The 26,650-nt window shown below is 47.7% G+C and carries 21 protein-coding genes; 8 read left to right on the top strand and 13 right to left on the bottom strand.

Annotated elements, in window-relative coordinates; all coding sequences use genetic code 11:
- Nucleotides 1–224 precede the first annotated feature (224 nt).
- From cysB to BCT27_RS09430, 3 genes are all read left to right on the top strand, one after another.
- Nucleotides 225–1,199 carry an HTH-type transcriptional regulator CysB gene (gene cysB, locus BCT27_RS09440; RefSeq protein WP_102395639.1) on the top strand — a complete coding sequence of 325 codons (975 nt, stop codon included), beginning with the start codon at nt 225–227 and terminating at the stop codon, nt 1,197–1,199.
- A 98-nt stretch (nt 1,200–1,297) separates the two neighbouring features.
- Nucleotides 1,298–2,518, top strand: coding sequence for a methyltransferase (locus tag BCT27_RS09435; RefSeq protein ID WP_102395638.1), 1,221 nt, complete (start codon nt 1,298–1,300; stop codon nt 2,516–2,518).
- A 65-nt stretch (nt 2,519–2,583) separates the two neighbouring features.
- The gene (locus BCT27_RS09430; protein WP_102317728.1) at nt 2,584–3,309 is read left to right on the top strand and encodes a sulfite exporter TauE/SafE family protein; all 726 of its coding nucleotides are present in this window, start codon (nt 2,584–2,586) and stop codon (nt 3,307–3,309) included.
- Between the two features lie 112 nt (nt 3,310–3,421).
- Here BCT27_RS09430 and BCT27_RS09425 read toward each other — a convergent pair whose 3' ends face one another.
- Nucleotides 3,422–4,306 carry a DUF3943 domain-containing protein gene (locus BCT27_RS09425; protein ID WP_102317727.1) on the bottom strand — a complete coding sequence of 295 codons (885 nt, stop codon included), beginning with the start codon at nt 4,304–4,306 and terminating at the stop codon, nt 3,422–3,424.
- Nucleotides 4,307–4,455: 149 nt separating this feature from the next.
- Nucleotides 4,456–5,640 carry an aromatic amino acid transport family protein gene (locus tag BCT27_RS09420; RefSeq protein ID WP_102395637.1) on the bottom strand — a complete coding sequence of 395 codons (1,185 nt, stop codon included), beginning with the start codon at nt 5,638–5,640 and terminating at the stop codon, nt 4,456–4,458.
- A gap of 242 nt (nt 5,641–5,882) precedes the next feature.
- On the opposite strand from BCT27_RS09420, the gene BCT27_RS09415 reads away from it, so the two are divergent.
- The gene (locus BCT27_RS09415) at nt 5,883–7,142 is read left to right on the top strand and encodes a CinA family nicotinamide mononucleotide deamidase-related protein (RefSeq protein ID WP_241908544.1); all 1,260 of its coding nucleotides are present in this window, start codon (nt 5,883–5,885) and stop codon (nt 7,140–7,142) included.
- A 106-nt stretch (nt 7,143–7,248) separates the two neighbouring features.
- Here BCT27_RS09415 and glsA read toward each other — a convergent pair whose 3' ends face one another.
- The 6 genes from glsA to BCT27_RS09385 all read right to left on the bottom strand — a co-directional run bounded on the left by glsA (nt 7,249) and on the right by BCT27_RS09385 (nt 14,440).
- Nucleotides 7,249–8,190 carry a glutaminase A gene (gene glsA, locus BCT27_RS09410; RefSeq protein WP_017011587.1) on the bottom strand — a complete coding sequence of 314 codons (942 nt, stop codon included), beginning with the start codon at nt 8,188–8,190 and terminating at the stop codon, nt 7,249–7,251.
- A complete protein-coding gene (gene gadC / locus BCT27_RS09405) occupies nt 8,190–9,746 on the bottom strand; it encodes a glutamine/gamma-aminobutyrate antiporter GadC (protein WP_017012843.1) in 1,557 nt (518 codons plus the stop codon). Before gadC ends, glsA begins: the two co-directional genes overlap by 1 nt.
- Nucleotides 9,747–9,900: 154 nt before the next feature.
- On the bottom strand, nt 9,901–11,280 hold the full coding sequence (gad, locus tag BCT27_RS09400) for a glutamate decarboxylase (RefSeq protein WP_102395636.1): 1,380 nt from the start codon (nt 11,278–11,280) through the stop codon (nt 9,901–9,903).
- Nucleotides 11,281–11,586: 306 nt separating this feature from the next.
- On the bottom strand, nt 11,587–12,873 hold the full coding sequence (locus BCT27_RS09395) for a TRAP transporter large permease (RefSeq protein WP_198597534.1): 1,287 nt from the start codon (nt 12,871–12,873) through the stop codon (nt 11,587–11,589).
- Between the two features lie 9 nt (nt 12,874–12,882).
- Nucleotides 12,883–13,359, bottom strand: a complete 477-nt coding sequence (locus BCT27_RS09390; RefSeq protein WP_102317721.1) for a TRAP transporter small permease — start codon at nt 13,357–13,359, stop codon at nt 12,883–12,885.
- Nucleotides 13,360–13,426: 67 nt separating this feature from the next.
- Entirely contained in the window at nt 13,427–14,440 is a 1,014-nt protein-coding gene (locus BCT27_RS09385; protein WP_102317720.1) for a C4-dicarboxylate TRAP transporter substrate-binding protein, read from the bottom strand.
- Nucleotides 14,441–14,722: 282 nt separating this feature from the next.
- Here BCT27_RS09385 and BCT27_RS09380 point away from each other — a divergent pair, with 282 nt between their 5' ends.
- Together BCT27_RS09380 and BCT27_RS09375 are read left to right on the top strand one after the other, a co-directional pair.
- Nucleotides 14,723–15,436, top strand: a complete 714-nt coding sequence (locus tag BCT27_RS09380; protein WP_102395635.1) for a glycerophosphodiester phosphodiesterase family protein — start codon at nt 14,723–14,725, stop codon at nt 15,434–15,436.
- 8 nt (nt 15,437–15,444) lie between these two features.
- Nucleotides 15,445–16,191 carry a DeoR/GlpR family DNA-binding transcription regulator gene (locus BCT27_RS09375; RefSeq protein ID WP_102317718.1) on the top strand — a complete coding sequence of 249 codons (747 nt, stop codon included), beginning with the start codon at nt 15,445–15,447 and terminating at the stop codon, nt 16,189–16,191.
- 74 nt (nt 16,192–16,265) lie between these two features.
- On the opposite strand, the gene yfaE is transcribed toward BCT27_RS09375, so the two are convergent.
- The 5 genes from yfaE to ubiG form a co-directional block, all read right to left on the bottom strand.
- Nucleotides 16,266–16,556, bottom strand: a complete 291-nt coding sequence (gene yfaE / locus BCT27_RS09370) for a class I ribonucleotide reductase maintenance protein YfaE (protein ID WP_017009632.1) — start codon at nt 16,554–16,556, stop codon at nt 16,266–16,268.
- Complete coding sequence (gene nrdB, locus BCT27_RS09365) at nt 16,553–17,686, bottom strand: class Ia ribonucleoside-diphosphate reductase subunit beta (RefSeq protein ID WP_017009633.1); 1,134 nt, start codon at nt 17,684–17,686, stop codon at nt 16,553–16,555. The genes yfaE and nrdB overlap by 4 nt, the downstream gene beginning before the upstream one ends.
- Before the next feature lie 67 nt (nt 17,687–17,753).
- Nucleotides 17,754–20,033, bottom strand: coding sequence for a class 1a ribonucleoside-diphosphate reductase subunit alpha (gene nrdA / locus BCT27_RS09360; protein ID WP_102395634.1), 2,280 nt, complete (start codon nt 20,031–20,033; stop codon nt 17,754–17,756).
- A gap of 401 nt (nt 20,034–20,434) precedes the next feature.
- Nucleotides 20,435–21,091: an HAD family hydrolase gene (locus tag BCT27_RS09355; protein WP_102391176.1), complete on the bottom strand. Its 657-nt coding sequence runs from the start codon at nt 21,089–21,091 to the stop codon at nt 20,435–20,437.
- Nucleotides 21,092–21,173: 82 nt separating this feature from the next.
- Nucleotides 21,174–21,887, bottom strand: coding sequence for a bifunctional 2-polyprenyl-6-hydroxyphenol methylase/3-demethylubiquinol 3-O-methyltransferase UbiG (ubiG, locus tag BCT27_RS09350; RefSeq protein WP_017015949.1), 714 nt, complete (start codon nt 21,885–21,887; stop codon nt 21,174–21,176).
- Between the two features lie 724 nt (nt 21,888–22,611).
- On the opposite strand from ubiG, the gene BCT27_RS25405 reads away from it, so the two are divergent.
- Nucleotides 22,612–23,058 carry a hypothetical protein gene (locus BCT27_RS25405; RefSeq protein WP_133153377.1) on the top strand — a complete coding sequence of 149 codons (447 nt, stop codon included), beginning with the start codon at nt 22,612–22,614 and terminating at the stop codon, nt 23,056–23,058.
- 736 nt (nt 23,059–23,794) lie between these two features.
- Nucleotides 23,795–26,494 (top strand): DNA topoisomerase (ATP-hydrolyzing) subunit A, encoded by a 2,700-nt coding sequence (gene gyrA, locus BCT27_RS09340; RefSeq protein ID WP_102317714.1) that lies wholly within the window; start codon nt 23,795–23,797, stop codon nt 26,492–26,494.
- Nucleotides 26,495–26,650: the final 156 nt, after the last annotated feature.

Genomic DNA, 26,650 nt, shown 5'->3' with positions numbered 1-26,650 from the left:
TGGCGCTTCGTAATGTATTTCTGGTACTTAGTGCGTAATGACGCACGTTTATCGTCTGCATTTTCATTGCGTTATCTAGGTTTAAAAAATTTCATCATCACACTAAAGAAAAGAAAGCCTTAACAATTTCTGAGCGCTATGTGGCGGTTATCGGCACGAACGCTACTCTCTTTGAGCGGAAGGCGATATAAATTCACCTGTCCCTTTGTTTTCCTGCGTTTTCTATGAAATTACAACAACTAAAATACATCGTTGAAGTCGTGAATAACGATCTAAATGTGTCTTCGACCGCAGAAAGTCTTTTTACGTCTCAGCCTGGTATCAGTAAGCAGATTCGTGCGCTAGAGGATGAGCTGGGCGTTAAAATTTTCGGCCGCAGTGGCAAACACCTCACCAAGCTAACCCCTGCAGGCGAACAGATTGTCGAGATTTCACGCGATATCTTATCTCGTGTAAACAGTATTAAGTCGGTCGCGCTTGAATATACCAACCCAGAAATGGGGCAACTGAACATCGCGACCACGCATACACAAGCACGCTATGCGCTACCAACCGTGATTTCAGAATTTGTTCAGCGCTATCCGAAAGTGTCTTTGCACATGCACCAAGGCGCGCCAAGCCAAATTGCGGATTTCGTTTTAAAAGGGACGTCGGAATTTGCCATCGCCACCGAAGCCTCACACCTTTACGACGATCTGGTGATGCTGCCTTGTTATCATTGGACCCGCTCCCTGATTGTGCGTAAAGATCACCCTCTGGCAAACAGAACCACCATTTCTATTCATGATATTGCACGTTATTCGCTGGTGACGTATGTGTTTGGCTTTACGGGCAGATCCAGTCTCGATTCCGCCTTTGAACGCGCAAAACTCAAGCCAAAAATCGTGTTCACTGCCACCGATGCTGACGTGATCAAAACTTATGTCAGGTTAGGCGTCGGCATTGGTGTTATGGCAACCATGGCGTACGACAAAGAGCTTGATAATGATTTGGTGGCCATTGATGCCAGTCATATCTTTGATGCGAGCACGACGCGTATCGGCTTCCGTCGAGGCACAGCGCTGCGAAGCTATATGTATGACTTCATCGAGAGCTTTGCGCCGCATTTGACCCGTGAGAGGGTCGATCTCGCCATGACGCTCAAAGATGGTCATGAGATTGAAAAACTGTTCGCGAATATCGAACTCCCCGTAAGATAAAAAGTCCCGATAGTCAGCGTAGAATGCACGCTTAGGTATATACTGGTCGCCAACTGACGTGGTTCTTCCCGCATTTTTGTTGGCGATTGGAGTTAGCTTTGCCTCATCCCTGTTTTTCTCTTGCAGAACGTTTCCTCGCACTGGACGGTGCGTTGGAGCGACACCGTCCTTTTTGGCAAGGAATGCCGTTTGATTTTGCCGATTTGCCTTGGCGAAATACGCATCCTGAACTGTGTGATTGGTTGGATGACCAAACCTTAGCGTCTCTTTCGACACTTAAAGCGTCTCCAGAACAACTGACTGCCATGGTGAAGCAATGGCTACCAGAAGCCGAATCCTGGCTTACGTTATGTCACGTCAAAGAAAGTCACCATGCAGATCTGTATTGTGATCCTCATTGGTCTACAGGTATCCCAGGGCGCAAATGGTCTCAAATTGCGGCGTTCAATGCCGCTATGCCTAAAGCAAATGGACAACATTGGCTGGAATGGTGTGCAGGGAAAGGGTATCTGGGGCGGGTTTTGTCGGTTTCTCGTCAATCCAATGTCACTAGCTTGGAATGGCAAGAGGCGCTCTGTCGTGATGGTCAACAATACGCGGAAAAGCACAATTTAACCATGCACTTTGTTCAAGGTGATGCGTTTGCTCCTGAGAGTCAGCACTTGGTTGACGATTGTGACCATGCTGTCGCGTTGCACGCATGTGGTGATCTCCATGTGACCTTGCTGAAACACAGCGTGGCCGCAGAGAAGCAATCAGGTCCATCAACCGTCACGGTATCACCGTGTTGTTATCACCTGATTCAAGATAAGTGTTACCAGCCGCTTTCAACCTTGGCGAAAAAGTCGACATTATCTCTTAGCAAGCATGATTTAAAACTGCCGCTACAAGAAACAGTAACGGCGGGTCAAACGGTACAAAATAAACGCTATGTCGAAGTGACGTTTCGACTGGGTTTTGATTCCTTGCAGCGGGCGATTACCGGTGGCGCGGCCTATTTGCCCGTTCCGAATGTGCAAAAATCGCTGTTGAATGAGGGGTTTGAAGCGTTTTGTTACTGGGCGGCGGAACAAAAAGGGATCGTTATCCCTACTGATACCGATTTTGCTGAGTACCAAACATTGGGTGAAGCGCGTTTTCTATTGGTAGAAAAAATGGAAACGCTGCGTACCTTGTTCCGTCGTCCACTGGAAATGTGGTTGGTGTTAGATCGCGCACTGTATCTAACAGACAATGGCTTTGATGCGAATGTTTCAACGTTCTGTGAACGCGCACTAACACCAAGAAACTTACTCATACACGCGACGCGGATCCAGTGACATGGGTGGCGACGTGAAGGTTTCCTTTTTACTGAGATGATGACTGTGATGGAAAGAAACCACTGATGGAAATGACGTTCGAACAAACCCTTTTTGTCATGCTGGCATTGGGGGCGGGTGCATTTGTGCAAAGCTTGATTGGTTTTGGCTTGGCCATCGTAGCCGCGCCTATCGTGATGATGATTGAGCCGACGCTTGTGCCGAGTGCAGTCACTATGGTGACCTTGTGTCTTGCCAGTATTAATACGTGGCAATATCGCCGACAAATTTCATTGAAGGGATTGGGTTGGGCGTTTATTGGGCGTATTCCGGGTACGTTTGTCGCCGGCGTGATGCTGATTTACTTATCACTGAATGTGCTCGAAATAGCAATGGGTGTGGCAGTGTTATTCGCTGTCGTGGCAAGTGTGTTTAAGTTCTCTGTCGAACCCAATAACAAAAACATGTTTTGGGCAGGTTTTACTGCAGCGGTAATGGGTACCACTACCAGTATCGGAGGGCCGCCAATGGCATTGGTTCTGCAAAAAATGGACGTGGCGATGATGCGCGCAAACCTTGCAGGCTACTTCGTGTTTAGCTGTGTGATTTCGTTGGTGGTTCTCGCCATGACAGGGTATTTCAATCTTTGGCATGTGAAGGTCAGTTTGATGTCGTTGCCGATCGTGTTTGTCTCGTCTTGGGTCGCGTTTCGCATCGCTCCGCACATTCGTGCTGAATGGGTAAGATATGGACTTTTGGTGCTTTGTTCGTTCGCGGGTATCACGACGCTAATTCGTGGTATTTCAGCGTAAGCAGTTAAACCCCACTTATCTTCTCTTCCTATGAGATACAACAAGATCAAAAAAGCCGACATGATGTCGGCTTTTTCATTTCTTCGACACGCTGTTTTGGTAACGCGTCGAATTAAAACTTCAGGCTAACCTGCATACCGATGAACTGATGGTCATACGGTGCGCCAGCATCTAGAGCAAACTGAGCAGCGTCTTGGTTATCAAACCAAGGGTTGTAGTTCATGTTCACTTCCGTATCACCTTGCCACACGCCGGTGATCCAATGGTGAATGTGTCCTACTGGGTTCAGGAAGAACAAGCTCACACCGCCCAGCGTATCTGAACCAAGCACTTCGCCGCCATCTGCAACGATGTCTTGCTCAGTGAGGTACATCCATTCACCCACCGCCGCACCAAATAGAGGTGTCACAATAATGTCTTGGATAGACGGTACTTCTGCGAAGGACTCTACACCGTATTCCCAGAAAAACGTGGACATGGTGAAGGAGTAAACGAAGGATTCCCACTCGTTAAAGCCTGAGTGACGTGCTGCGGTGTAGTAAACACCACCAAAGTACGGATGCATCACATAGTTGAGGTAGTGATCATCTTTATCCCATACAGGGCCTTCAGAGACGTTGTCCCACCATTTGCTTGCCAAGTTACTGAAATCGCGGTCTTCCGCTGTCCAGTTAGTCACGCTTTCCGGCAGCAGAGTCATCATACCCACAGTGGCAACGCTCAAACCCAGGATTGTATAGGTTTGACCCATCAAGTAGTCCCAGTCTTTTTCAGGTGCTGTTGATAGGTATTTTGGCAAAGCGTGTCTTGGTTGATCGTGGAAGCCTAGTGTATTCGCAGACTCCAAAGGTTGTTCGCTCAGCGATGCGGGTGCAAAGCCATAGCTGTTAGCGTAAACGCTAGCTTGCTGTTCAAAATTGATGGTCGTTGAGTCAAAAGCAAAAGCAGATTGAGCACAAAGTAAAGCGGCCGCAGCCACGGTTGAGCAATAGCGCACGTAGGATCTCCCACACAACAAAATGCCAAACCTAATGGCCTCTCGAAGAGGGATAGGCTTGGCATCAAAAATTTAGGTCATGAAAGCGTTAACTAAGCGAGTGCTACGCGAAACATCCTTGCTCAAGACACCGCTAGGGGCGTTTTCTCTCAATTGATACTGATTACCAATTGTGATGCAACCACAGTAAAGCCGCCAATCATAGCAAGTGATAGGCCAATATTTCCACCAAAAACTTGATACTTGTCGCGGTTTAATTCTGCTTGGCGGACCTTACGTGCCATTAAAACGGGAAGTACGACAGCAAGCAGGACAAGCGCGATGGCAGCATACCCTAAAGCAGCAACGAACCCTTGCGGATAGAACAATGCAATGAGCATAGGTGGAACGAAGGTCATTAAACCTGTTTGTAAACGACCACTTACGGTGTTATTTCGCTTTAACGCATCAGACAGAAAATCAAACAAACCGAGACTGACACCTAAAAACGATGTGGCGAGTGCAAGATCTGCGAACAACGAAATGACTGAGGCAATGTAGGGAGAAGTCACCACTTGGCTCATTGCGTTAATAAATTCAGGCAGTTGGTCGTTGTTGAGTAACGAGTTTTGGCTTAGTACGCCAAAGCTTACGCCTTGCCACAACAAATAAATGATGAGCGGAAGCGAAGAACCAAACAGCATGACTTTTCGCAGGGTACGAATGTTTAACCCTGTGTAAGCCACCACTGAAGGAATGCTACCGTGAAAGCCAAACGACGTGAACATCACGGGAATGGCGGCGATGGCAAGGCCTTGGTCGATAGGAAGCTCTGTGAGATGCAGCATAGAGATGTGTGGCGTGAGAAGGCCGAGTGACACGCAGAGCAGTACAATTTTGAGCAGAAACAGGCATCGGTTAATCAGATCTACCTTGTGTGTGCCAAGCATCACCGCGCCTGCAATGATGAAGGTAAACAAGAAGGTACCCGTCGAATTTGGCAACACGCCGTTAGAGAAAGCAATAAGTTTGGCGTTCAATTGGCTGCCGCCGCCTGCAATGTAAGCTGCACAAAGTGCATACAAGAGAAACAAAGTTGCAAAGGTCGCGAGGATTTGGCCTTTACGACCCAGAAATTGACGCGCCAGACTGTTGAGGGTCGCACCTTCATGTGCGTGCTGGTGGATTTCTAACATAAGTAGTGCTGTGTAACTCATGAGTAGCCACATAGCGACCATAATGAAAGAGGATTGAACGAATCCTAACCCTGCTGATGCAAGGGGGAGAGCGAGCATGCCAGCACCTATGGTCGTGCCAGCGATAATGAGGGTACTTCCGACTAATTTACTGCGCATAATGTCGACTTTAATAAATGTAAATTAATATTTACATGATGGGTTTTGTTTGGGTGGGCATGAATGAGGCCAGCCAAAGACTATGCTTAATGAATCTGGCCTGTGACGCTGGGGCAGATTTTGAATGAGTGTAACAGATGTAAAACACAGGGTGTAACTATATATGTACAATTATGCAAGTTGCGGTGTGGGTCAGCTTCTGGGCATAATGAAATAAGTTGAACGCACACAAGGAGATAGCGGTGGGTCAGAGTAAACTTCGGGTTGCCATATTAAGTACGGGAGAAGAAGTACTGCATGGAGATATCACTGATACCAATGCTGCATGGCTTTCAAGACGTTGCTTTGAAGAAGGCTTTGCCATGCATCGACGCGTGACGGTGGGGGATTCCTTAGATGAACTTGCGATTGAATTGGTGCGTTGTAGCCAGGTTTCAGACATCGTGTTCGTGAACGGTGGGCTTGGTCCCACCACTGACGATCTCACCACAGAAGCCATGGCGATGGCGATGAATGTGGATGTTGAACTCAATGCGCATTGGCTTTCTGAAATGAAAGCACGCTTTGAGAAAAACGGGAAAACCATGCCCAAGAGCAACATCAAACAAGCGATGTTGCCCGAAGGTGCTGAGCTCATCGATAACCCCGTTGGCAGTGCATGTGGATTTGTGGCCACTTTAAATGATTGCTTATTCTTCTTTACGCCCGGTGTGCCGAGCGAATTCAAGCAAATGTTCGATAATGAAATTCTGCCGCAACTGCAAACGCAATTCCCTAATAACCTCAAACTAGAAATTCAGCGTCTTTACACGTTTGGACTTTCTGAGTCCTTGTTGAATGACAGGCTGGAGCCGCTAGAACTGCCTGATCTCTTCGAGATTGGCTATCGTTCCGCGTTGCCGTTCATTGAAGTGAAGTTGTTTTCTCCTCGCCAACACTCTGACATTTCCTTCGTCACGGATGCGATACGTAAGATTTTAGCGGATCACATGGTGGGCGATGGCATTCCCATGCTGGAGTCCGTTGGCGGTATGCTCGCGCAGAGCGGTCAAACCGTGGCGGTGGCAGAAAAATTCACAGGTGGGTATCTAGCAAACTGGTTCAATCAATCTGCCATGACGAAAGATGCCTTGGTGCAAGGTTGGGTGTTGAACGAAAATGCGTTGAATACTGATGGCGACTATAACCCGCTTGCAGCGGTGTTAGCGATGGCGACCGCGTCTCGAGAAAATGCGGGTGCCCACCTTGGCCTCGCTTGTGGGAATGCAGCTAACGGCGAAGTGGCGCTTGGATTGTCGACCGTCGAAGGGGACTGGGGGATGATCGTTAAAACCCGTCGTTCACTCACCCATGAAGATTTTCGTTGTTATGCCTCTACCATGCTGATGGATATGTTACGCCGTTACTTGCAAGGCAAAGAGGTGTTTGGCGACATTAGCTCTCTGATAACACTTGAATCGCTGTTTATTCCCGCAGAGGATGAGCCAGCTGACGCACAATAATGGTTCGACATAGAAACGAATACACATAAAAAAGTGAGGCTGTAAGCCTCACTTTTTCGTTTGTTAGCATGGCGATTCTCAATCTCTTCCCTGTAAAGAGAAATAATCAAGCCGCGTAAATATTGAGATCCAGTGCCTTCGCTACTTCTGCAATCATGCGTTGGGCGCGGACACTGTTCCCCGACTCATCGAGAGGTGGCGAAAAGGCCGCAATGCCAAGTTTGCCCGGACAGACGGCGAGTAAGCCGCCACCCACGCCACTTTTCCCCGGCAACCCGACTTCAAACGCCCAGTCTCCCGAATAGTCGTAAAGCCCTTCCATGGTCATCTCTGCCAGAATATGTGGAACATTTTCTGGGGTAAGTACCTGCTCGCCAGAAAGCGGGTTTTGGCCATGATTAGCCAGCGTTGCGCTCATTGCGGCGAGATCTTTGCAGGTCACCAATGTAGAGCATTGTCGGGTGTAGACCTCACACGCCTCCATCGGATCGCAGAAACAATTTCCTGCAGCATATAAAAGCCATGCGATGCCGCGATTATGAAAATTCGTGGTTTGTTCGGATTCATTAATGGCATCGGAAAGCACCACGTTGCCTGCTGTCATTCGCCGTTGGATATCAAGGATGCGTGCCCAACGTTCTTCACCCGATGACGCATTTAATAAGCTTACACTGGCCATTGCTCCGGCGTTAACGAGTGGGGAGAGAGGCTTGTCTTGGTGCTCGCACAACGCAAGTACTGAGTTGAAAGGTAAGCCTGTGGGCTCAGCGCCGATTTTCTCTCTGACCGTTTCTGGGCCTACGTCTTCCATCAACAAAGATAGGGTCGCGACTTTCGAAATGGATTCGATCGCAAAGCCATAGTCACTGTCTCCCGCTTTATAGATTTCACCCTTTGCCGTGACGATAACGAGAGCAGCAAGCCGAGATGGCACTGAGTCCAAATAGGGAATATAGCTCGCGTTCTCACCACCAGGTAAGGAGTGATAGAGAGAGAAGGTTTTATCCACGAGTGCTTGAAGCTCTGTGGCGGAAAGAGGCACGCTCATTATTGTGCTCCTTGGTTTTCTTTGTGGTTCGCAGTCACTGACTCTGTGTGTAAGTCTGAATGATTTTGCACTCCAGGATGCACCCCTTCAATTTGCCACGTGAAGGGCGCAAAGTCGGAATTTTCTTCACGCCAATGGGGTTTTCGAATGGCATAAATCACCAGAGGAATCGTGATGAACACGGCACTCAAGCCAACAAGAATCGAAATGAACACCGTCGGGCTACCAACTGCAATTTGGCTCGGCGGGATAAAGCTGAACGCGAAAGCCGTCAAAGATGCGGTGAAACCCACGCCGGCAATGATATAGAGACCAGTTTTACCGCCCGGCACATTGTAGGGACGTGGGCGATTTGGCTGGCTGAATCTGAGGTAAATCGCAGAGGAGAACATCAACATATACAGGATGAGGTAAATCACCGCGGCGAGCTGGCTTAAAATCTGGTAAGCCGCTTCTACTGAGGGCAACACCACAAAGGTGACCGCAAGGAAACTCACTATGATGCCTTGCACCAAAAGAATGTGTGTTGCCATGCCATTCTTGTTGGTGTGCTGCCAAAAGCGCGGCATGTACCCAGCCTTTGCTACTTCAAGTAACCCTGTTGAAGGCCCAGCAACCCACGTCACGATGCCCGCGAGAACACCAATGGCTAAGCAAATGGCCATCACGGGCGCGAGGAAGCCCAAGCCTGCCCAATGGAACATATCGAAGTACGCCACCAACAAACTCTGTGTGAGGTTGATTTCAGTGCTTGGGATAACAAACGCAATGGCGAGCGTACCCATGATGAATATCACCACTGTGCCCAATGCTGCCATGCCGATGGCGAGCGGGTATGAGCGAGTAGGGTTATCAAGGTCTTTCACGTGGATCGCGTTCATTTCCATGCCAGCGTAGAACAGGAAAATACTGGCGGCGAGCACCACATTGTTGAAGTTGGAGAAATCAGGGATCAGTTCTGACCACGAGAGATCGATTTGGATCTTCGCGCCACTAAAGTAAAACGCAAAACCCAAAATGATCAGAATAATGGCGGGAATAATTGTCCCAATGATGCCGCCCCATTTTGAAAGCAAGGTGAACGCCGACACACCTTTGAATGCAACGAAGGTCGCGAACCAATAGATGGCCAACACGATAGCGAGGACGAAGAACTTGTTCTGCGACAAGGCGGCATCAAAGGTTTGATCGGGCCCAATGAACGCGAGGGAGACTGCGCCAAACGTCAGGGCGGTGGGGAACCACACGCACACCTGCACAAAAAGTAAAAACATCGCCATAAATGCCAAACGAGGACCAAAGGCTTCGCCAACCCATCGGAAGATACCGCCTTTTTCGGGCCAGCCTGTGGCGAGTTCAGCCGCCACTAAAGAGACGGGCACCAAAAAAAATGCAGCCGCAAACACGTAGTAGAAAACTGAACTCAGGCCATACTCTGCTTCTGCTGGTAAACCACGAAGACTCACGACAGCCACGATGTTCATGATGGCGAAGGTGAAAACGCTAATTTTTCCTGCTTGTTTTAAATTCGCAGTGGAAGGGGCTTTCTTATTCATACGAGTCGTCCTTCAATCATTCTGACCATCTTGGTGATGGTCAGGCGTGATCAAATAAGAGTGTGTTGTTAACGGTTACCCGTTGTTGAACTTAGTTAGCTATGTAAGTCAGATTTGCGCGGTAAGTCAGGTCTGCGCGCTTTCACTAAGGCGTTCATCCATGATGGAATGTGGAGGTTGCGCCAGAGTGAACCTGCGGGTACTGCTCGAAGTATTCGACACAACGCTTGAGATCTTCGAGCATAAGCGATGCCATATCGAGGCTAACACCGTGTCGGATCATGATGCGTTGAATCACGGTATCCTGTCGGTTACCGGGGAGTGGATAGGAAGCAATCTGCCAACCCCGCATGCGCATGCGGTCTGAAAGGTCATAGAGCGTAAACCCCCAATCGCCTTCTTTTAGGCTGTAGCTAAGCGCGGGCAGTCCGCCCCGACCATCGTAGAAAAGATCGAAAGGTCCGATTTTGGCGATTTCATCGGCCAGCCATTGTGCGGTGCTGAGGCAGGCCTCTTGAATGCCTTTATAGCCATCAAAACCTAGGCGAAGGAAGTTATAGTATTGCGCGACGATTTGTCCGCCAGGGCGTGAGAAATTGAGGGCGAAAGTTGGCATATGGCCCCCTAAATAATCCACATCAAAGACGAGTTCATCAGGAAGGTGTGCGGCGTCACGCCATACCACCCAGCCCACACCTAGCGGGGCGAGACCATATTTGTGCCCTGAGCTATTGATAGAGACAACACGAGGGAGCCTAAAATCCCATTTCAATTCGGGGTTAACGAAAGGTGCGATGAATCCCCCGGATGCGCCATCAACATGAATGGGCACATCAATGCCTTTCTCGGCGTGCAGTTCATCGAGTTTTTGCGAGATCACTTCAACGGGTTCAAACACACAGGTGTAGGTCACGCCAAGCGTCGGTACAACGCCTATGGTGTTTTCATCGACATATTCTGCGAGCTTGTCGGGGTTCATGCAGACTTCGTCACCATCGAGCGGAATTTCACGCATTTCAACGTCAAAGTAGCGGGCAAATTTGTGCCAGCAAATCTGAACAGGGCCACATACAATGTTGGGTTTGTCGGTGGCGAGGCCTTGTGCTTCACGCTGTTTCCGCCAACGCCATTTCATGGCAAGGCCACCCAACATGGCCGCTTCAGAGGAACCTGTGGTTGAGCAACCCACCGTGGTTTCGCTTTCTTGGCTATTCCAAAGCTTGGCAAGAATGTGTACGCAACGTGATTCAATTTCGGCAGTTTGAGGATATTCGTCTTTATCGATCATGTTTTTATCGATACAAACATCCATGATTTCGTGAACACTGGGCTCCATCCATGTCGAGCAAAACGTCGCGAGATTTTGGCGTGCATTACCATCCATCAGAAGCTCATCTTTCAATAATTGTGCGACAAGATCAGCAGGCTGGCTTTCTTCGGGGAGTGAGAACTTAGGTAGCTGTTTGCGAGAGAGGACTTCTTCGTAGAGGTCTTCGCAGTTATCGCCTTTTTCTTTCCCGTAGTGCAGTCCCATCTTTGGTGCTCCTTAATGTGCTTATTATTAGGTGTTTCGGTAAACCCTTGGAGAGATGCTTTTGTATAAGGTAGATACAAGCGGTTTAAGCACAGATAGGTATAGTCAAAAAATACCGTGACGGATGTCCTTTGTTTTAGCGACAACCCTCATTGGGGGAGGAAAACGGCGGTGTGTGAATGTTTTAATCTTTGCTTTCAAACAGTTTGAACTGAGAAGCAAGGTAAGCCTTCCTTTTCGAAAATGAGGGCTTGATGCAAGAAAAAAGCGCGCCTATGGAAGGCGCGCTTTGCGGATTTCATCTGATTACTTAAAGAGATTCGGCAAGAACATCACCAAGCCTTCGAAGTAGGTCAAAATCATTAAGACAGTGAACAGTGCCGCGAGTAAAGGAGCGGCTTCACGGACAAAGTCGACCATCCTTACCTTCAATATCGAACAGACGGTAAACATCATGGAACCGAATGGCGGTGTCACCCCCCCAATCATGATGTTCACGATAATGATGATACCGAAGTGAACAGGATTCACCCCAAGGTTCAACACTGCTGGCAGCAAGAGAGGCGTCAAGATAATCATCGCCGCGCCGCCCTCAATAAACATACCCACCACAATCAGCAGTATGTTGATGATGAGCAGGAGCACGTTCTTGTCGTCGGTCAGGCTAATGAGCATGGACGCCACGTTCTGTGGAATCTGTTCCAGCGTCATGTAATAGCCAAACACCATTGCCCCGATGATGATAAACATCACACTGCTTGTGCCTTGAATGGTTTCACGCAATATCGCGGCAAAGTGGTGGATTTTTAATTCTCGATAAATCGCAAAGCCAATGATGGAACACAGTAAGACTGCAATTGCCCCAGCCTCAGTCGGCGTGAACAAACCAAATCGCATGCCCAAAATAATACCAAACGGAATGAGCAGCGCAGGCACGGCTTTGCCGAAATAGCTGAGCCTTTCCTTACCAGTTGCTGGATGAACACGAGACGGTTTGTATTTCCGTTTTTTCGAGATAAATGCAATCGTGATCATCAAAGACGCAGCCATCATAAACGCAGGGACATACCCAGCGATAAACATGGAGTGAACGGAAACATTGGCCAGTAATGCGAAGATGATGAGATTGATACCCGGCGGAATGACAGGGCTGATACTGGATGACGCAGCGGTGACGGCTGCGGTAAACGGCAGGTCATAACCACGTTTCGTCATCTCTGGTGCAAGGATCTTTGATTGCATTGCAGCATCTGCGTTCGCTGAGCCTGAAATGCCGCCCATTAAGGTGCTCAGCAACACATTGACGTGCGCTAAACCACCCACCCTATGTCCAATCAGTGAGTCGGCAAATGCCAACAGGTTTCGGCTTATTCCCGCATAGTTCATGATTGAACCAACCATGATGAAAAACGGGATAGCGAGAAGAGGGAATGAAGAAACGGTAGAAATAAACCGCTGCATCACCAAGCTGACAGGGATTGAGTCGTTGATAAACAGGAAGTAGTACATCGACGAAGCGATCAACGAAAAGGCAATCGGTATGTTAAGTAGGAACAGTATGAAGAGCAGAATAATAGGTATATAGATATCCACAGCGATCACCTATTGTGTTTCATTTAACGTGTTGTTGTCTGACGGCTTCAAATCATCAATGATGAATCTGATGGTATGAATTGCCATCAAAGAAAAGCAGATAACCAACACACTGTTGATTGGAAAATATGACATCCCCATGACGGGGGTGACTTTTGTCGAAAGCATGGTGTAGCTGACGCTGAGGTAGGCCATTGTGACGTTCAATGCCAAAAGGAAAAGCGAAATAAGCAGTCTGAAATATCGCTGTCCACTTTGAGGGATGAAACTCATGATGACATCGACGCCCATGTGTAACTTGTGCTTGTAGCAAGAGCTGATACCGAAGTAGACAGACCAGGTAAAACAGATGACCGAAAGTTCTTCGCTCCAAGGCACGACAAACCCAAGGCAGTAGCGAAGAAAGACATTAACGATGACGACCACGACCGTAACGGAAATGGCTATCGACGCTAAGATTTCTTCTAAGTTAGCTAAAAGCCGCATTGTAACTCCAGAACAGTGGGGCAGATGAAACTTGCCCCAGCATGGCGCCGGGGCAACGATGAGGTGTTTACTTGGCTGCGCGGATTTTTTCTAGTTCAGCGTTGATTGTGCCGTGGACACCCTTGCTCCAAGATGGGAACTGGTTGTAAACGTCAGCCGTGAGTGCATTGAACGCAGCGGTGTCGACGTCGTTGAACGTCACGCCTTGTTCTTTCAGCTTTTGCTCGTACTCAGCGTCAAGCTTCACCAGTGATTTGGTGTTCGATTTTGCACCTGCGTTGATTTCTTCCATGACGATTTTTTGTTGCTCGTCAGACAGTTTGTCCCAAACGCTTGGTGAAATGTACAAACCTACAGTGCCTAGGAAGTGACCTGTCTTAGACATGTTTTTTGCCACTTCGTAAATCTTGGTCGAATACATGGTCAGAATTGAACCTTCTAAACCATCAACAACGCCTTGCTGAACGCCTGCGTATGTTTCAGGGAAAGGAAGTGCCGCTGGTGATGCGCCCATCGAAGAAAGGGTGTTAATAAACAGCTGGCTGCCTGGAACACGAATGCGCATGCCATTCATGTCTTCTGGCGTTTTGATCTCTTTGTTTGTGATCATGTGGCGGAAGCCGAAGATGTAGTCGGCACTCAATACCTTGATGCCTTTCTTCTCAACTTGCTCAGTGAGGTTAGCGACGTAATCAGAATCCATCATGGCGAGGTATTCATCGTACGAGGTGTAAAGCATCGGGCCTGCTAGTGCTGCGAAATCTGGCACGTAATCGCCGAGGTAGCTTAAATCTTCAACTGCAATCCAGTTTGCACCATTCACAACCTGTTCAAGGTTATCTTTGTAAACGGGTAATTGCCCACCAGGGAATACCTTGATATTTACGCCGCCGTCTGTACGTTCTTTGATCTTGTCAGCCACTTTGATCAGCTCTTGTGTGAGCAGTTCATTTTGGGTGAAGACAAGACTCATGTTGATTTTTACAGGGTCGTTATCGCTTGCGATAGCGGCAGTTGATGCCATGCCAAATCCGAATAACGTTGAGGCAGAAAGCATGGTACCAAGTAGTAATTTTTTCATATTGTTCATTCCCTTCTTATTTTAGAAAGTCCGTTTCTATCTTCACTCAGCACGAAAAATGTGACATGCATCGAGAAGGTGTAACGATCTCTATCGCAAGATATAGCAATCGCAGGGAGTTTCAAATGAACATTTTAATGTTCATACGAATGCTGTGATCATGTTAACAAAGGCAAATTGTCAGTGCTCCTCGCGCTAAAATCCCTACTTTTAGAATGCTCTGGTCGCTATGATACTTACCATGGCAGTTTGGTTTTCATATGAACATAAATGGGAAGGAAGATGATCATTGGACATAGAGGCGTGGCGGCGTTAGCACCGGAAAATACGCTGTCTGGTATTCGCAAGGCGGCTGAGTGTGGGCTTGATTGGGTTGAAATTGACACACAACTCAGCGCTGATGGGATCCCTGTTATTTTCCATGACGATACTGTTGAACGCTGCACAGATGGAAATGGAAAGTTAGAAACCTTTAATGTCTCTGCGCTGAAAAACTTGGATGCAGGAAGTTGGTTCGATAAAGCACATAGCGACGAAAGAATTCCGACGTTAGAGGAAACCTTGGCTTTTTGTTTAGACGAGGGGGTGAGCATAAACCTAGAGATCAAAGTATACCGTGACGCTCAGGTAGCGCCGCTGGTTGAAGCGGTGTCGGCGGTGTTGGCGTCTTCGGCGTTTCCTGCTGAAAAGCTATTAATCAGCAGTTTCTCTAAAAACGCGCTGATGCGTTGTAAAACAGCGATACCGCAGTGTCGATTTGGGTTTATTGCCGACAAGCGCAACATCAGCGATCTTGATGCATTTGATGATGTTGGGTTGTATAGCGTACATGTTGATCATCGCATGCTGACGTCTGAGTTGGCGAAAGAGATCAAAAGCAAAGGGTATATTCTGAACATTTGGACGTTGAATGAATGCGAGAAAGCGGATGCGTTCATCGGGATGGGGGTGGATAATATCATTACTGATGACCCAACGCTGTTTAACCTAAAGTAGAGTAGATAATGGAAGTAACCGACCGCCAACGTCAGATCCTTGATTACATTCATCGCAATGGCAACGTTCAGGTTGAGGAGCTTGCAGAGATGTTTTCGATTACGACGCAAACGGTGCGTCGTGACGTTAATGCATTGTCTGAAAAGGGGCTTGCTCGACGGGTTCACGGTGGCGTGAGTTTGCCAGCGGTGCTGACCAATACAACATACCAATTTCGTTACGATCTTGAATCTGGTGTGAAAAAGGCGTTGGCACATCGTGTGGCTTCTGAGATACCAGATGGGGCGACGGTGTTCATTGGTATTGGTACTTCTGCGACCTACGTGGCGCAGTATTTGTCTGGTATGAAGCAGCTAAGGGTGGTGACAAACAACCTTCAGGTTTTGCGAATTTTAGAAAATGCGCCCGGTGTTGAAGTGCTCATTACAGGTGGCCTCGTGCGAAGCGATCACCAAGACGTTGTGGGTTCGAGTGTTTTGCAATTTTTCGATGCGTTTGAGGCGGACATTGGCATCGTCGGATGCGGCTCTATATCGTCAACGCAGGTTGCCATGGAACATGAGATCCAAGAGGCGGATGTTTCAAAGGCGATTATCGCGAATGCGCGTGAGTGTTGGCTGATGGCGGATGCGAGTAAGTGGGAGCGGTTTGCTTCAGTCAAAGTCGCGTCGCTTTCGTGCTTTTCTCGTATTTTTACCAACAAGGCTGGGCTGAGTGCTGAGTTGCCCGTAAGCATGGTGGAATCAGACGCGTAGTATCTACGTCAACAATCTCATGAAGCATAAAGCTGAATAAAGAGAGGCTGCAAAAAGAGCGCCGCGAGACCGAGTCAGAGGTTCGCGGCTTTTTTTGCTACAAAGGAAAGCTGGTAGTCGAATTCCAATTCAACGTTGCCAGAAGGCACGGACGCGCAGGTCAGAATTTCGCCTGCGGCGACGTAAGCCATCGTATCTTGTTTTGATACGGTGCCTTTGTCGAGTTTGCAGCGGCAAGCGCCGCACACGCCGTTACGGCATTGGAACTCAGGCTGAAGTCCTGATTGTTCAAGTTGTTCAAGCAGAGGCTGGTGGGTATTTCCCACCAGCATTTCGCCATTCACTTTGATAGTGATTTGACTCATAGTTCGAAGTCACCCAAATCATCGATGTTCATGTCGTTATCAATTTGGCCAACAAGGTATGAACTGATTTCTGCTTCTTGTGGCGCAACCTGAACGTTGTCAGAAGACAACCACGCGTTAATCCAAGGAATCGGGTTCTGAGAGGCGTTAGCGTACGCAGGTTTCAGGCCAACTGCAGACATGCGTAGGTTGGAAATGTATTCCACATACTGACAAAGAATGTCTTTGTTCAAGCCAATCATTGAGCCGTCTTTGAACAGGTATTCTGCCCATTCTTTCTCTTGCTCAGCCGCCGCTTTGAACAGTTCAAAACACTCCTGCTCACACTCTTTTGCGATGTCAGCCATTTCTGGATCGTCTTCGCCGCTTCGCAGAATGTTTAGCATGTGCTGTGTACTGGTTAGGTGCAGTGATTCATCACGTGCAATCAGTTTGATGATTTTCGCGTTACCTTCCATCAATTCACGTTCTGCGAACGCAAATGAACACGCAAAGCTGACATAAAAACGAATGGCTTCTAGCGCATTCACCGACATCAGACACACATACAGTTTCTTCTTCAATTCACGCAGAGAAACCACGACGGTTTCGCCGTTGATGGTGTGTTCACCTTCACCTAAACGGTGGTAGTCGCTGGTGGCTTGAATCAAGTCATCGTAGTACTTAGCGATATCGCCAGCACGCTTGATGATGTGCTCATTATCAACGATGTCATCGAATACCACGGCAGGGTTGTTAACGATGTTTCGGATAATGTGCGTGTAAGAACGTGAGTGGATCGTTTCAGAAAACGACCACGTTTCAATCCATGTTTCCAACTCTGGAATAGACACCAGTGGAAGCAGTGCCACGTTCGGGCTGCGACCTTGGATTGAATCCAATAGCGTTTGATACTTCAAGTTGCTGATGAAGATATGCTTCTCGTGCTCAGGCAGCTTGTTGTAATCGATACGGTCGCCAGACACATCCACTTCTTCTGGACGCCAAAAGAAACTCAGTTGCTTCTCAATCAAGCGTTCGAAGATTTCGTACTTTTGTTGATCGTAGCGAGCAACGTTAACTGGCTGGCCAAAAAACATCGGTTCTTTGAGCGCATTATTGTTTTCTTTAGAAAAAGTACTGTAAGCCATTACCGTAAATATACCGTTTCGAATTAAACCTTGAAGAGGGAGCTATCGCTCCCTCCCGAATGTAGCTTTAGATTTTACAAGCGCCGCCTGCACAATCATCATCTTGTGCTGCCAAATCTTGTTGTGCATCGTCTGCACCATCACGCGTGTTGTGATAATACAGGGTTTTCACACCCAGTTTGTACGCCGTCAGCAAATCTTTTAGCAGCAGCTTCATCGGTGTTTTACCGCCTGCTTGTTTGCTTGGGTCGTAGTTGGTGTTGGCAGAGATCGCTTGGTCGATAAATTTCTGCATGATGCCGACCAACTGCAAGTAGCCGTCGTTCGATTCGATGTTCCAAAGCAACTCGTAGTTTTCTTTGTACTTGTCATACTCAGGCACAACTTGCTTCAAGATACCGTCTTTCGATGCTTTGACAGAAACGAAACCACGAGGAGGCTCAATGCCGTTTGTCGCGTTCGAAATCTGTGACGATGTTTCTGATGGCATCAATGCAGATAGGGTTGAGTTACGCAGACCGTGTTCAACGATTTCGCCGCGCAATGTTTCCCAATCGTAGTGAAGAGGTTCTTCACACACGTTATCCAAATCGCGCTTGTAGCTGTCGATTGGAAGAGTGCCTTTCGAGTACGTTGTTTCGTTGAACAACGGACACGCACCTTTTTCTTTCGCCAAACCGACAGAGGCTTTCAATAGGTAGTATTGAATCGCTTCAAACGTACGGTGCGTTAGGCCATTCGCGCTGCCGTCTGAGTAGCGCACGCCGTTCTTCGCGAGGTAGTAGGCGTAGTTGATAACACCAACACCCAAGGTACGACGGTTCATGGTCGCTTTGTAAGCGGCTGGCAATGGGTAATCTTGGTAATCAAGCAGCGAATCCAACGCGCGGATTGTCAGGTCTGCCAGATCTTCTAATTCATCAAGGTTATTCAATGCGCCAAGGTTGAACGCTGACAGCGTACACAATGCGATTTCGCCTTGGTCATCCTCCACGTTGGTCAACGGCTTGGTTGGCAATGCGATTTCAAGACACAAGTTAGATTGGCGAATCGGTGCAACAGCAGGGTCAAACGGGCTGTGCGTATTACAGTGGTCAACGTTTTGAATGTAGATACGGCCGGTAGAAGCACGTTCTTGCATCATCAGAGAGAAAAGCTCAACCGCTTTCACGGTTTCACGTTGCACTGAGCTGTCTTGTTCATATTGCGTGTACAGACGTTCGAATTCTTCTTGGTTCGCGAAGAAGGCGTCGTACAGCCCTGGAACATCTGACGGTGAGAACAATGAAATGTTCTCGCCTTTGATAAGACGGGTGTACATCAGTTTGTTGATTTGAACGCCGTAGTCCATGTGACGAACACGGTTTTCTTCAACACCACGGTTATTCTTCAATACCAACAGGTTTTGTACTTCACGGTGCCACATTGGGTAGAACAGTGTCGCAGCACCACCACGTACGCCGCCTTGAGAGCAACACTTAACGGCTGTTTGGAAGTATTTGTAGAACGGGATACAACCGGTGTGGAATGCTTCGCCGCCGCGGATTGGGCTACCCAATGCGCGGATTCGACCTGCATTGATACCGATGCCTGCGCGCTGGCTTACGTAGCGTACAATCGCACTTGCGGTCGCGTTGATGGAATCAAGGCTGTCATCACATTCGATCAGTACACATGAGCTGAACTGACGGGTTGGTGTGCGAACACCGGACATGATTGGCGTTGGCAAAGAAATCTTGAATTGAGACACCGCATCGTAGAAGCGACGAATGTAATCTAAGCGGGTCTCTTTCGGGTAGTTTGCAAATAGACATGCTGCAACCATCATGTACAAAAACTGTGCGCTTTCGTAGATTTCGCCCGTAACACGGTTCTGTACTAAGTATTTACCTTCAAGCTGTTTCACTGCGGCATAGGAAAAGTTCATGTCACGCCAGTGATCAATGTAGCTATCGAGGATGTTCAGCTCTTCGGTCGAATAGTCTTCGGTGATGTGCTTGTCGTACTTGCCCATGTCGATCATTTTGTTGACATGGTCAGCCAGCGTTGGCGGCTCAAACTGGCCGTAAGCCTTTTTGCGTAGGTGGAAAATCGCAAGACGCGCGGCGAGATATTGGTAGTCTGGGGTTTGTTCAGAGATCAAATCAGCAGCAGCTTTGATGATGGTCTCATGAATGTCTTCTGTTTTGATACCGTCGTAAAATTGGATATGAGAACGAAGTTCGACTTGTGAAACAGAGACGTTGTCTAGGCCCTCAGCAGCCCAGTCGATAACGCGGTGGATTTTGTCTAGATCGATGTTTTCCTTCACGCCACTGCGCTTTTGAACGGTAATTTGTTGGTTCATTTATCTTGTTCCTGGTGTATCCATGCCTGAAGACGTGTTTTTCGCAATTCTCACTGTTCACGCAAATTTTTTGTGACCAATGTTAAACTAATGAAGTAGATGCTCAAACACTACATATAGGGCTGCTGCCTGACTTGAGTAACAAGATAGTGTTGAAGGGAGGATATTGCAAGTTGCCCGAAATGGGCGTTCTGTGGATATCTTGGGGATTAGAAATACATTGTTAGTGGTCACTCACCCCTTTATCCCAATAACGGCAACAGCATAGAGAAAATCAATCATTTTTCTGTCATCGATTCGAAATAAAAAAAGATTTTTATCTTGCCTCTACACACAAACAGTGAAACGAGATAACCCTCTGTTATTAGGTTAAATTGTGTTCAAAGCGGGTGTGATAGGGATCAGAATAATGACAGAATCTCTTCAGGTTTGTTAAAAACCAGATCTGCATCCCACTCGAGTGGTTTGTGCTCGCTGCCGATATAACCCCATGCTGCAACAGCGGAAATCATATTCGCGGCATTGGCCGCAATGATGTCTCCTTCAATGTCCCCTATATATAGACAAGCTTGATTGTCGATACCGAGTTCCATGGCTGCATGAAGAAGTGGCTCAGGATGAGGCTTGGCTTTGCTGAGGGTATCCGCGCACACCAAGGTGCCGGTTGAAAGAAGGCGAGGAAAGTAAGGAAGTAGCATTTCAGTGAGAAAGCCTGGCTTGTTTGTCACAATGCCCCACGGCACGTTCATGGCCTCTAAGCCATCAAGCAAGGTAACGACACCCGCGTAGAGTTGTGTCGTGGTACATATACTGTTGGCGTAATGGTGCAGGAATGACTGTCTCAACGCATCAAGGTCTTTGCCTTCGATTTGGTTTCCAAAGCCTGCACGTAACAACCCGCGCGCCCCATAACTGGTGTTGGCTTTAATTTGGCGTTCGTTAAGGGGAGAGAGTCCATAATCAGCCAGCACACAGTTGGCGGCATGTGCCATGTCGGGTGCGGTGTCTAAAAGAGTGCCATCCAAATCAAACAGTACCGCTTTTACGTTAACGTCCATGTGCTTTCTCTACTCAGCTGTGGGTTGGGTTTAGCTATTACAGTGTCATCAGTGATTATTATCAGGCAAAAAAATACCCGGGTTAAGCCGGGTATTGAGTATGTACGATGTAATTCACGTCTACATTCTTCGGAGACAACCAATACTGTTCTGTCAGCGGGTTGTAATGAAGACCTGTCATTGCGCGTTCTTGCAAAGGTGTGGCATCCACCATGCGCAGTAACTCAGACGGACGAATGAACTTGTTGTGATCGTGCGTGCCCTTTGGCACGACTTTCATGATGTGTTCAGCACCGACAATCGCAAACAGCCACGATTTGGTATTTCGGTTTAACGTCGAAAAGAAAACATGACCGCCTGGTTTTACCATGCGCGCGCACGATGCAATGACAGATGCAGGGTCGGGGACATGCTCAAGCATCTCCATACATGTCACGATGTCATACTGTGCTTCATTGCTCGCCGCGTGTTCTTCTGCCGTTGATTGGATGTACTTTACTTTGGTGTCCGTTTCGAGGGCATGCAGACGAGCAACGGTAAGCGGTTCTTTGCCCATATCTAGGCCCGTCACGTCTGCGCCTTCTCTCGCCATGCTCTCGGCTAAGATGCCGCCGCCACATCCTACATCAAGGATTTTTTTGCCGAAGACGCCATTACTACGTTCAATGACGTAATCCAAACGAAGAGGGTTGATCTGGTGAAGAGGTTTAAACTCGCCTTCAAGATCCCACCATCGAGACGCCATGTCTTCGAATTTCTTAATTTCTGCCGGATCGACATTGGCCTGATTTGTCATCGAATGTTTGTCCCTAACTCTTACTTATAGTGTCTGAGTACAAATATATGGGAAATGCAGATCATTGAGAAGCATGAAGATCTGATTCGGTGTTTGTGATTGTGTGGAGCAAGGTAATGTAAAAGTCGAAACTGGTGGCTGTCGCAGTTACCAAAGCCTCTTAATTTTTCGCCAACATGATAATCGTCTACTTTTTTAATCTCGCAGGAGGTCCATCTTCCAGCTCTGTGAACCACCCAAAAATCCTTCTCGCTTCATTAGATTTGTAATAAATATCTTAATTACTTATAAATTCCGCCACTAAAAGATGGTTAATTTGATTACAAATCAATGCTTTAAATGCTATTAGATTTTTATAATTAAATGTAACGCGCTGCTTTGAATTGAGCGCACTTAAACTTCGACACCTTGTCCACCATTAATAAAACCAAGAAAAAATTAAATGAAAAAATCAATCGTTGCTCTGACTATCCTATTTGCCTTGTCTTCTGCCGCGGCTGTAGCCGCTCCTACGGACGGACTTGAGATTGGTGTTAGTTATGGCTCTCAAACTCAAGAGATGTCTAGTGAAGGTTATGTGTATGCTCAAGAGTATATCGGCAGTATCTATGGAACTCCTTACTATGAGTGGGCTAGTGCCTCATATGCTACAGTCCCGTTTGATGCTGAGCTTTCTGCCGCTAGTGTATCTGTCGGTTACTCTTGGTTCACACAAGGTGGCACTATGTTTAACATGAATGTTGAGATGGGAGCTGCGGAACTTGGTGACGCTGGTCTAGAGATGGACGATCATCTGTCAGTCGGTTTCGACTGGGGTCATAAGATCTTTACTGACATGACTTTTGTCGGTTTGACTGTTGATTACGTACAGTCTTCTGCTGAAGATTCCGCGACTGGCTACGGTTACAACTCCTACCTGGGCCGTGTTCAGACTGCTGCTGAAGTCTCTTTCGAAACCAAGACTGTTAATGCAGGCCTGTTCCTTAAGCACTACTTCAACGATCACTTCTGGGTTATGGCAGAAGCTGGTGCTGCTATCGATGCAGGCTCGGAATACCGAATTGCTGCTGCTATGGCTAACAGTGATTACTCAGGCGCTCGTGTAGACGAAATCTCTACAGCAGAAGGCGCTGGCGTATTCTACGGGGTAAGTGCTGGCGTTAAGTTCTAAGATTTTGAGCAGGGCTTTCAAAGAGAGCCTTGCCATTCAAAATTAATAATAAAAACAAAGACATAAAATATTAAACGACTTGTGGGTGAGTACAAATATATGGGAAATGCAGATCATTGAGAAGCATGAAGATCTGATTCGGTGTTTGTATCTGAGAGATGCTTTGTGGCGACCGAAGTCATATAAGCGGTGATAAAGGTGGCTTTACCGGAGTAACAAGGTTCGGCAAAGCCGATGGTACGGTACGTGGTGAATGGTCAGTGAAACTTATGTTGCATTGGTGATGGTCACAGCCGCCAATAGCCCAAGTAAAATGTATTTACCGACAATAATCGCCACCCCAACAGCGTTGATTGCTTGAGAAATCATAGCGCCCCCTTATGAACACAACAGTGTGTCATGCGTCATTTGACCTTATTTAAGATATGGTTATTGAGGCCTGTTTCTCACTGTATTCGTCCTTCCTTTATTACATGTGGAACCGTGAACTGGGCAGGTTTCATACCCGGGAGGCAAAAATTGACTCAGTGCCTCTGTAAGCAATGATCATGAAAATATCAACCTACACCTTGAACTTGAGCATTTTTTCGCCCTGTTGAGCCTTAGAGCGCCAAAATAAGAGTAATCCGTGATTTATCTCTGGTTTAGACTGTGACTCTTTGGCTGCTTTTATGATATTATTTACGGTCTTGCACGTAGTCATCTTTGACATACTTACCTGAGGGATATTGGCTCCATGAGCGATCTTGCTAAAGAGATCACGCCCGTCAACATTGAAGAGGAGCTGAAAAGCTCTTATCTCGACTATGCGATGTCAGTTATCGTTGGTCGTGCTCTTCCAGACGTTCGTGATGGTCTGAAGCCAGTACACCGCCGCGTTTTATTCGCGATGAATGTACTAGGCAATGACTGGAACAAAGCATACAAAAAATCTGCCCGTGTTGTTGGCGATGTGATCGGTAAATACCACCCACACGGTGACAGCGCTGTTTATGACACCATCGTCCGTATGGCACAGCCTTTCTCGCTGCGCTATATGCTGGTTGATGGACAAGGCAACTTCGGTTCAATTGACGGCGACTCTGCGGCGGCAATGCGTTACACCGAAGTTCGCATGTCAAAAATTGCCCACGAACTATTGGCGGATCTCGACAAAGACACTGTCGATTACGTACCTAACTATGACGGTACTGAACAGATCCCAGAAGTCATGCCGACTCGAATTCCTAACCTTTTGGTTAATGGTTCTTCGGGTATTGCTGTGGGTATGGCAACCAATATTCCTCCGCATAACTTAACGGAAGTTGTTAGCGGTTGTTTGGCATACATTGAGAATGAAGACATCACTATCGAAGAGTTGATGACGCACATTCCAGGTCCAGACTTCCCAACAGCTGCAATGATCAATGGCCGTAAGGGCATTGAAGATGCTTACCGTACTGGTCGCGGCAAGATTTACCTGCGCTCTCGCGCGGAAATCGAAGTCGAGAAGAACGGTAAAGAAACGATCGTTGTTACTGAAATCCCTTATCAAGTAAACAAAGCACGTTTGATCGAGAAGATCGCCGAGCTGGTGAAAGATAAGAAGATTGAAGGCATCAGCGCACTGCGTGACGAGTCTGATAAAGACGGTATGCGTATTGTTGTTGAATGTAAGCGTGATGCAGTCGGTGAGGTTATCCTCAACAACCTATACTCGCAAACGCAACTTCAGACGTCTTTCGGTATCAACATGGTTGCGCTGGACAATAACCAGCCACGCCTGTTCGGCCTAAAAGACATGCTGAAGTGCTTCGTGAATCACCGCCGTGAAGTGGTGACACGTCGTACTATTTACGAATTGCGCAAAGCGCGTGATCGTGCCCATATCTTGGAAGGTTTGGCGATTGCATTGGCGAACATCGATGAAATCATCGAAATGATTCGTAATGCGCAAACCCCTGCGATTGCACGTGAGCAACTACAACAACGTGGTTGGGATCTTGGTACTGTTGCTGCAATGCTTGAAGCAACAGGTGTTGATGCTGCGCGTCCAGAATGGCTAGAAGATGAGTATGGTGTTCGTGATGGAAAATACTTCCTGACTGAGCAACAAGCACAAGCTATCTTGGACTTGCGTCTACACAAACTTACCGGTCTTGAGCACGAGAAGATCCTCGATGAATACAAAGAGCTGCTGCAACTTATCGGCGAATTGATGTTCATCCTGTCAAACCCTGAGCGCCTCATGGAAGTTATCCGTGAAGAGCTTGAAGCTGTGCGTGATGGCTATGGCGACGAACGTCGTACTGAAATCACAGCGGCTAGTCATGACATCGACATCGAAGATCTGATCAACCAAGAAGACGTGGTTGTTACATTGTCTCACGAAGGCTATGTGAAATATCAACCGCTGAACGACTACGAAGCACAACGCCGTGGTGGTAAAGGCAAATCTGCAACGCGCATGAAGCAAGAAGACTTCATTGAACGTTTGTTGGTTGCTAACACGCACGACACCATTTTGTGTTTCTCAAGCCGTGGCCGTATGTACTGGATGAAGGTATATCAATTACCTCTCGCATCTCGTACTGCACGTGGTAAACCGATTGTTAACTTGCTTCCTCTTGAGCCAAACGAACGCATCACTGCGATCCTTCCGGTGAAAGAATATGCAGACGACAAGTTTGTCTTCATGGCGACCGCTGATGGTACCGTGAAGAAAACACCATTGACTGATTTCAGCCGTCCACGTAGCGCGGGCATCATTGCCGTGAACCTACGCGAAGGCGATTCGTTGATTGGTGTTGATATTACTGATGGCACGCGCGACATCATGTTGTTCTCTTCATTCGGCAAGGTTGTTCGTTTCTACGAAAGCCCAGTGTTTGATGAAGAAGGCAACGCGAAAGGTGGTGTTCGTGGTATGGGTCGTACTGCTGCAGGTGTACGCGGTATCAAGTTGGCGCCAAACGATAAAGTGGTGTCACTGATTGTTCCGCACACTGATGGCGATATTCTTACAGTGACGGTTAACGGTTACGGTAAGCGTACGTCACTTGCAGAATACCCAGCGAAGAGCCGTGCGACACAAGGTGTTGTGTCTATCAAGGTTTCTGAGCGTAATGGCCCAGTGGTTGGTGCGGTTCAAGTGAGCGAAGGTGACGAGTTCATGATGATCACCAACGCAGGTACGCTTGTACGTACGCGTGCTTCTGAAGTGAGTCAGGTTGGTCGTAACACCCAAGGTGTTACACTTATCCGCACAAGCAAAGACGAAGCGGTTGTAGGTCTGCAACGTATCGAAGAGCCGGATGAAGATGAACTGCTGAACAGCATCGAAGACGGTGAAGTATCAGAAGGTTCAGAAGCACCAGCAGATGCGCCAACAGCAGAATCTGCACCAGAAGCGCCGGAAGGTGAAGACAACGCTGAAAGCGAGTCTGACGAAGAGTAATCTTCACGTCCTTTCTAGACGCCTTATAAAAACGCAGCATTCGCTGCGTTTTTTTATGCCTGTAATCATGTCATGTCCCGCTTTTCTCGTTTCAATTACGGTGGTAAGGTGATGAAACATATTTATTCTAGTCTTTCCGAACACCGCGCAGTGCGC

The sequence above is a fragment of the Enterovibrio norvegicus genome (assembly GCF_002876705.1).
GTDB lineage: Bacteria > Pseudomonadota > Gammaproteobacteria > Enterobacterales > Vibrionaceae > Enterovibrio > Enterovibrio norvegicus_B.
The sequence above is the reverse complement of the archived record's forward strand: the minus strand, read 5'-3'. Positions and strand labels throughout refer to the sequence as shown.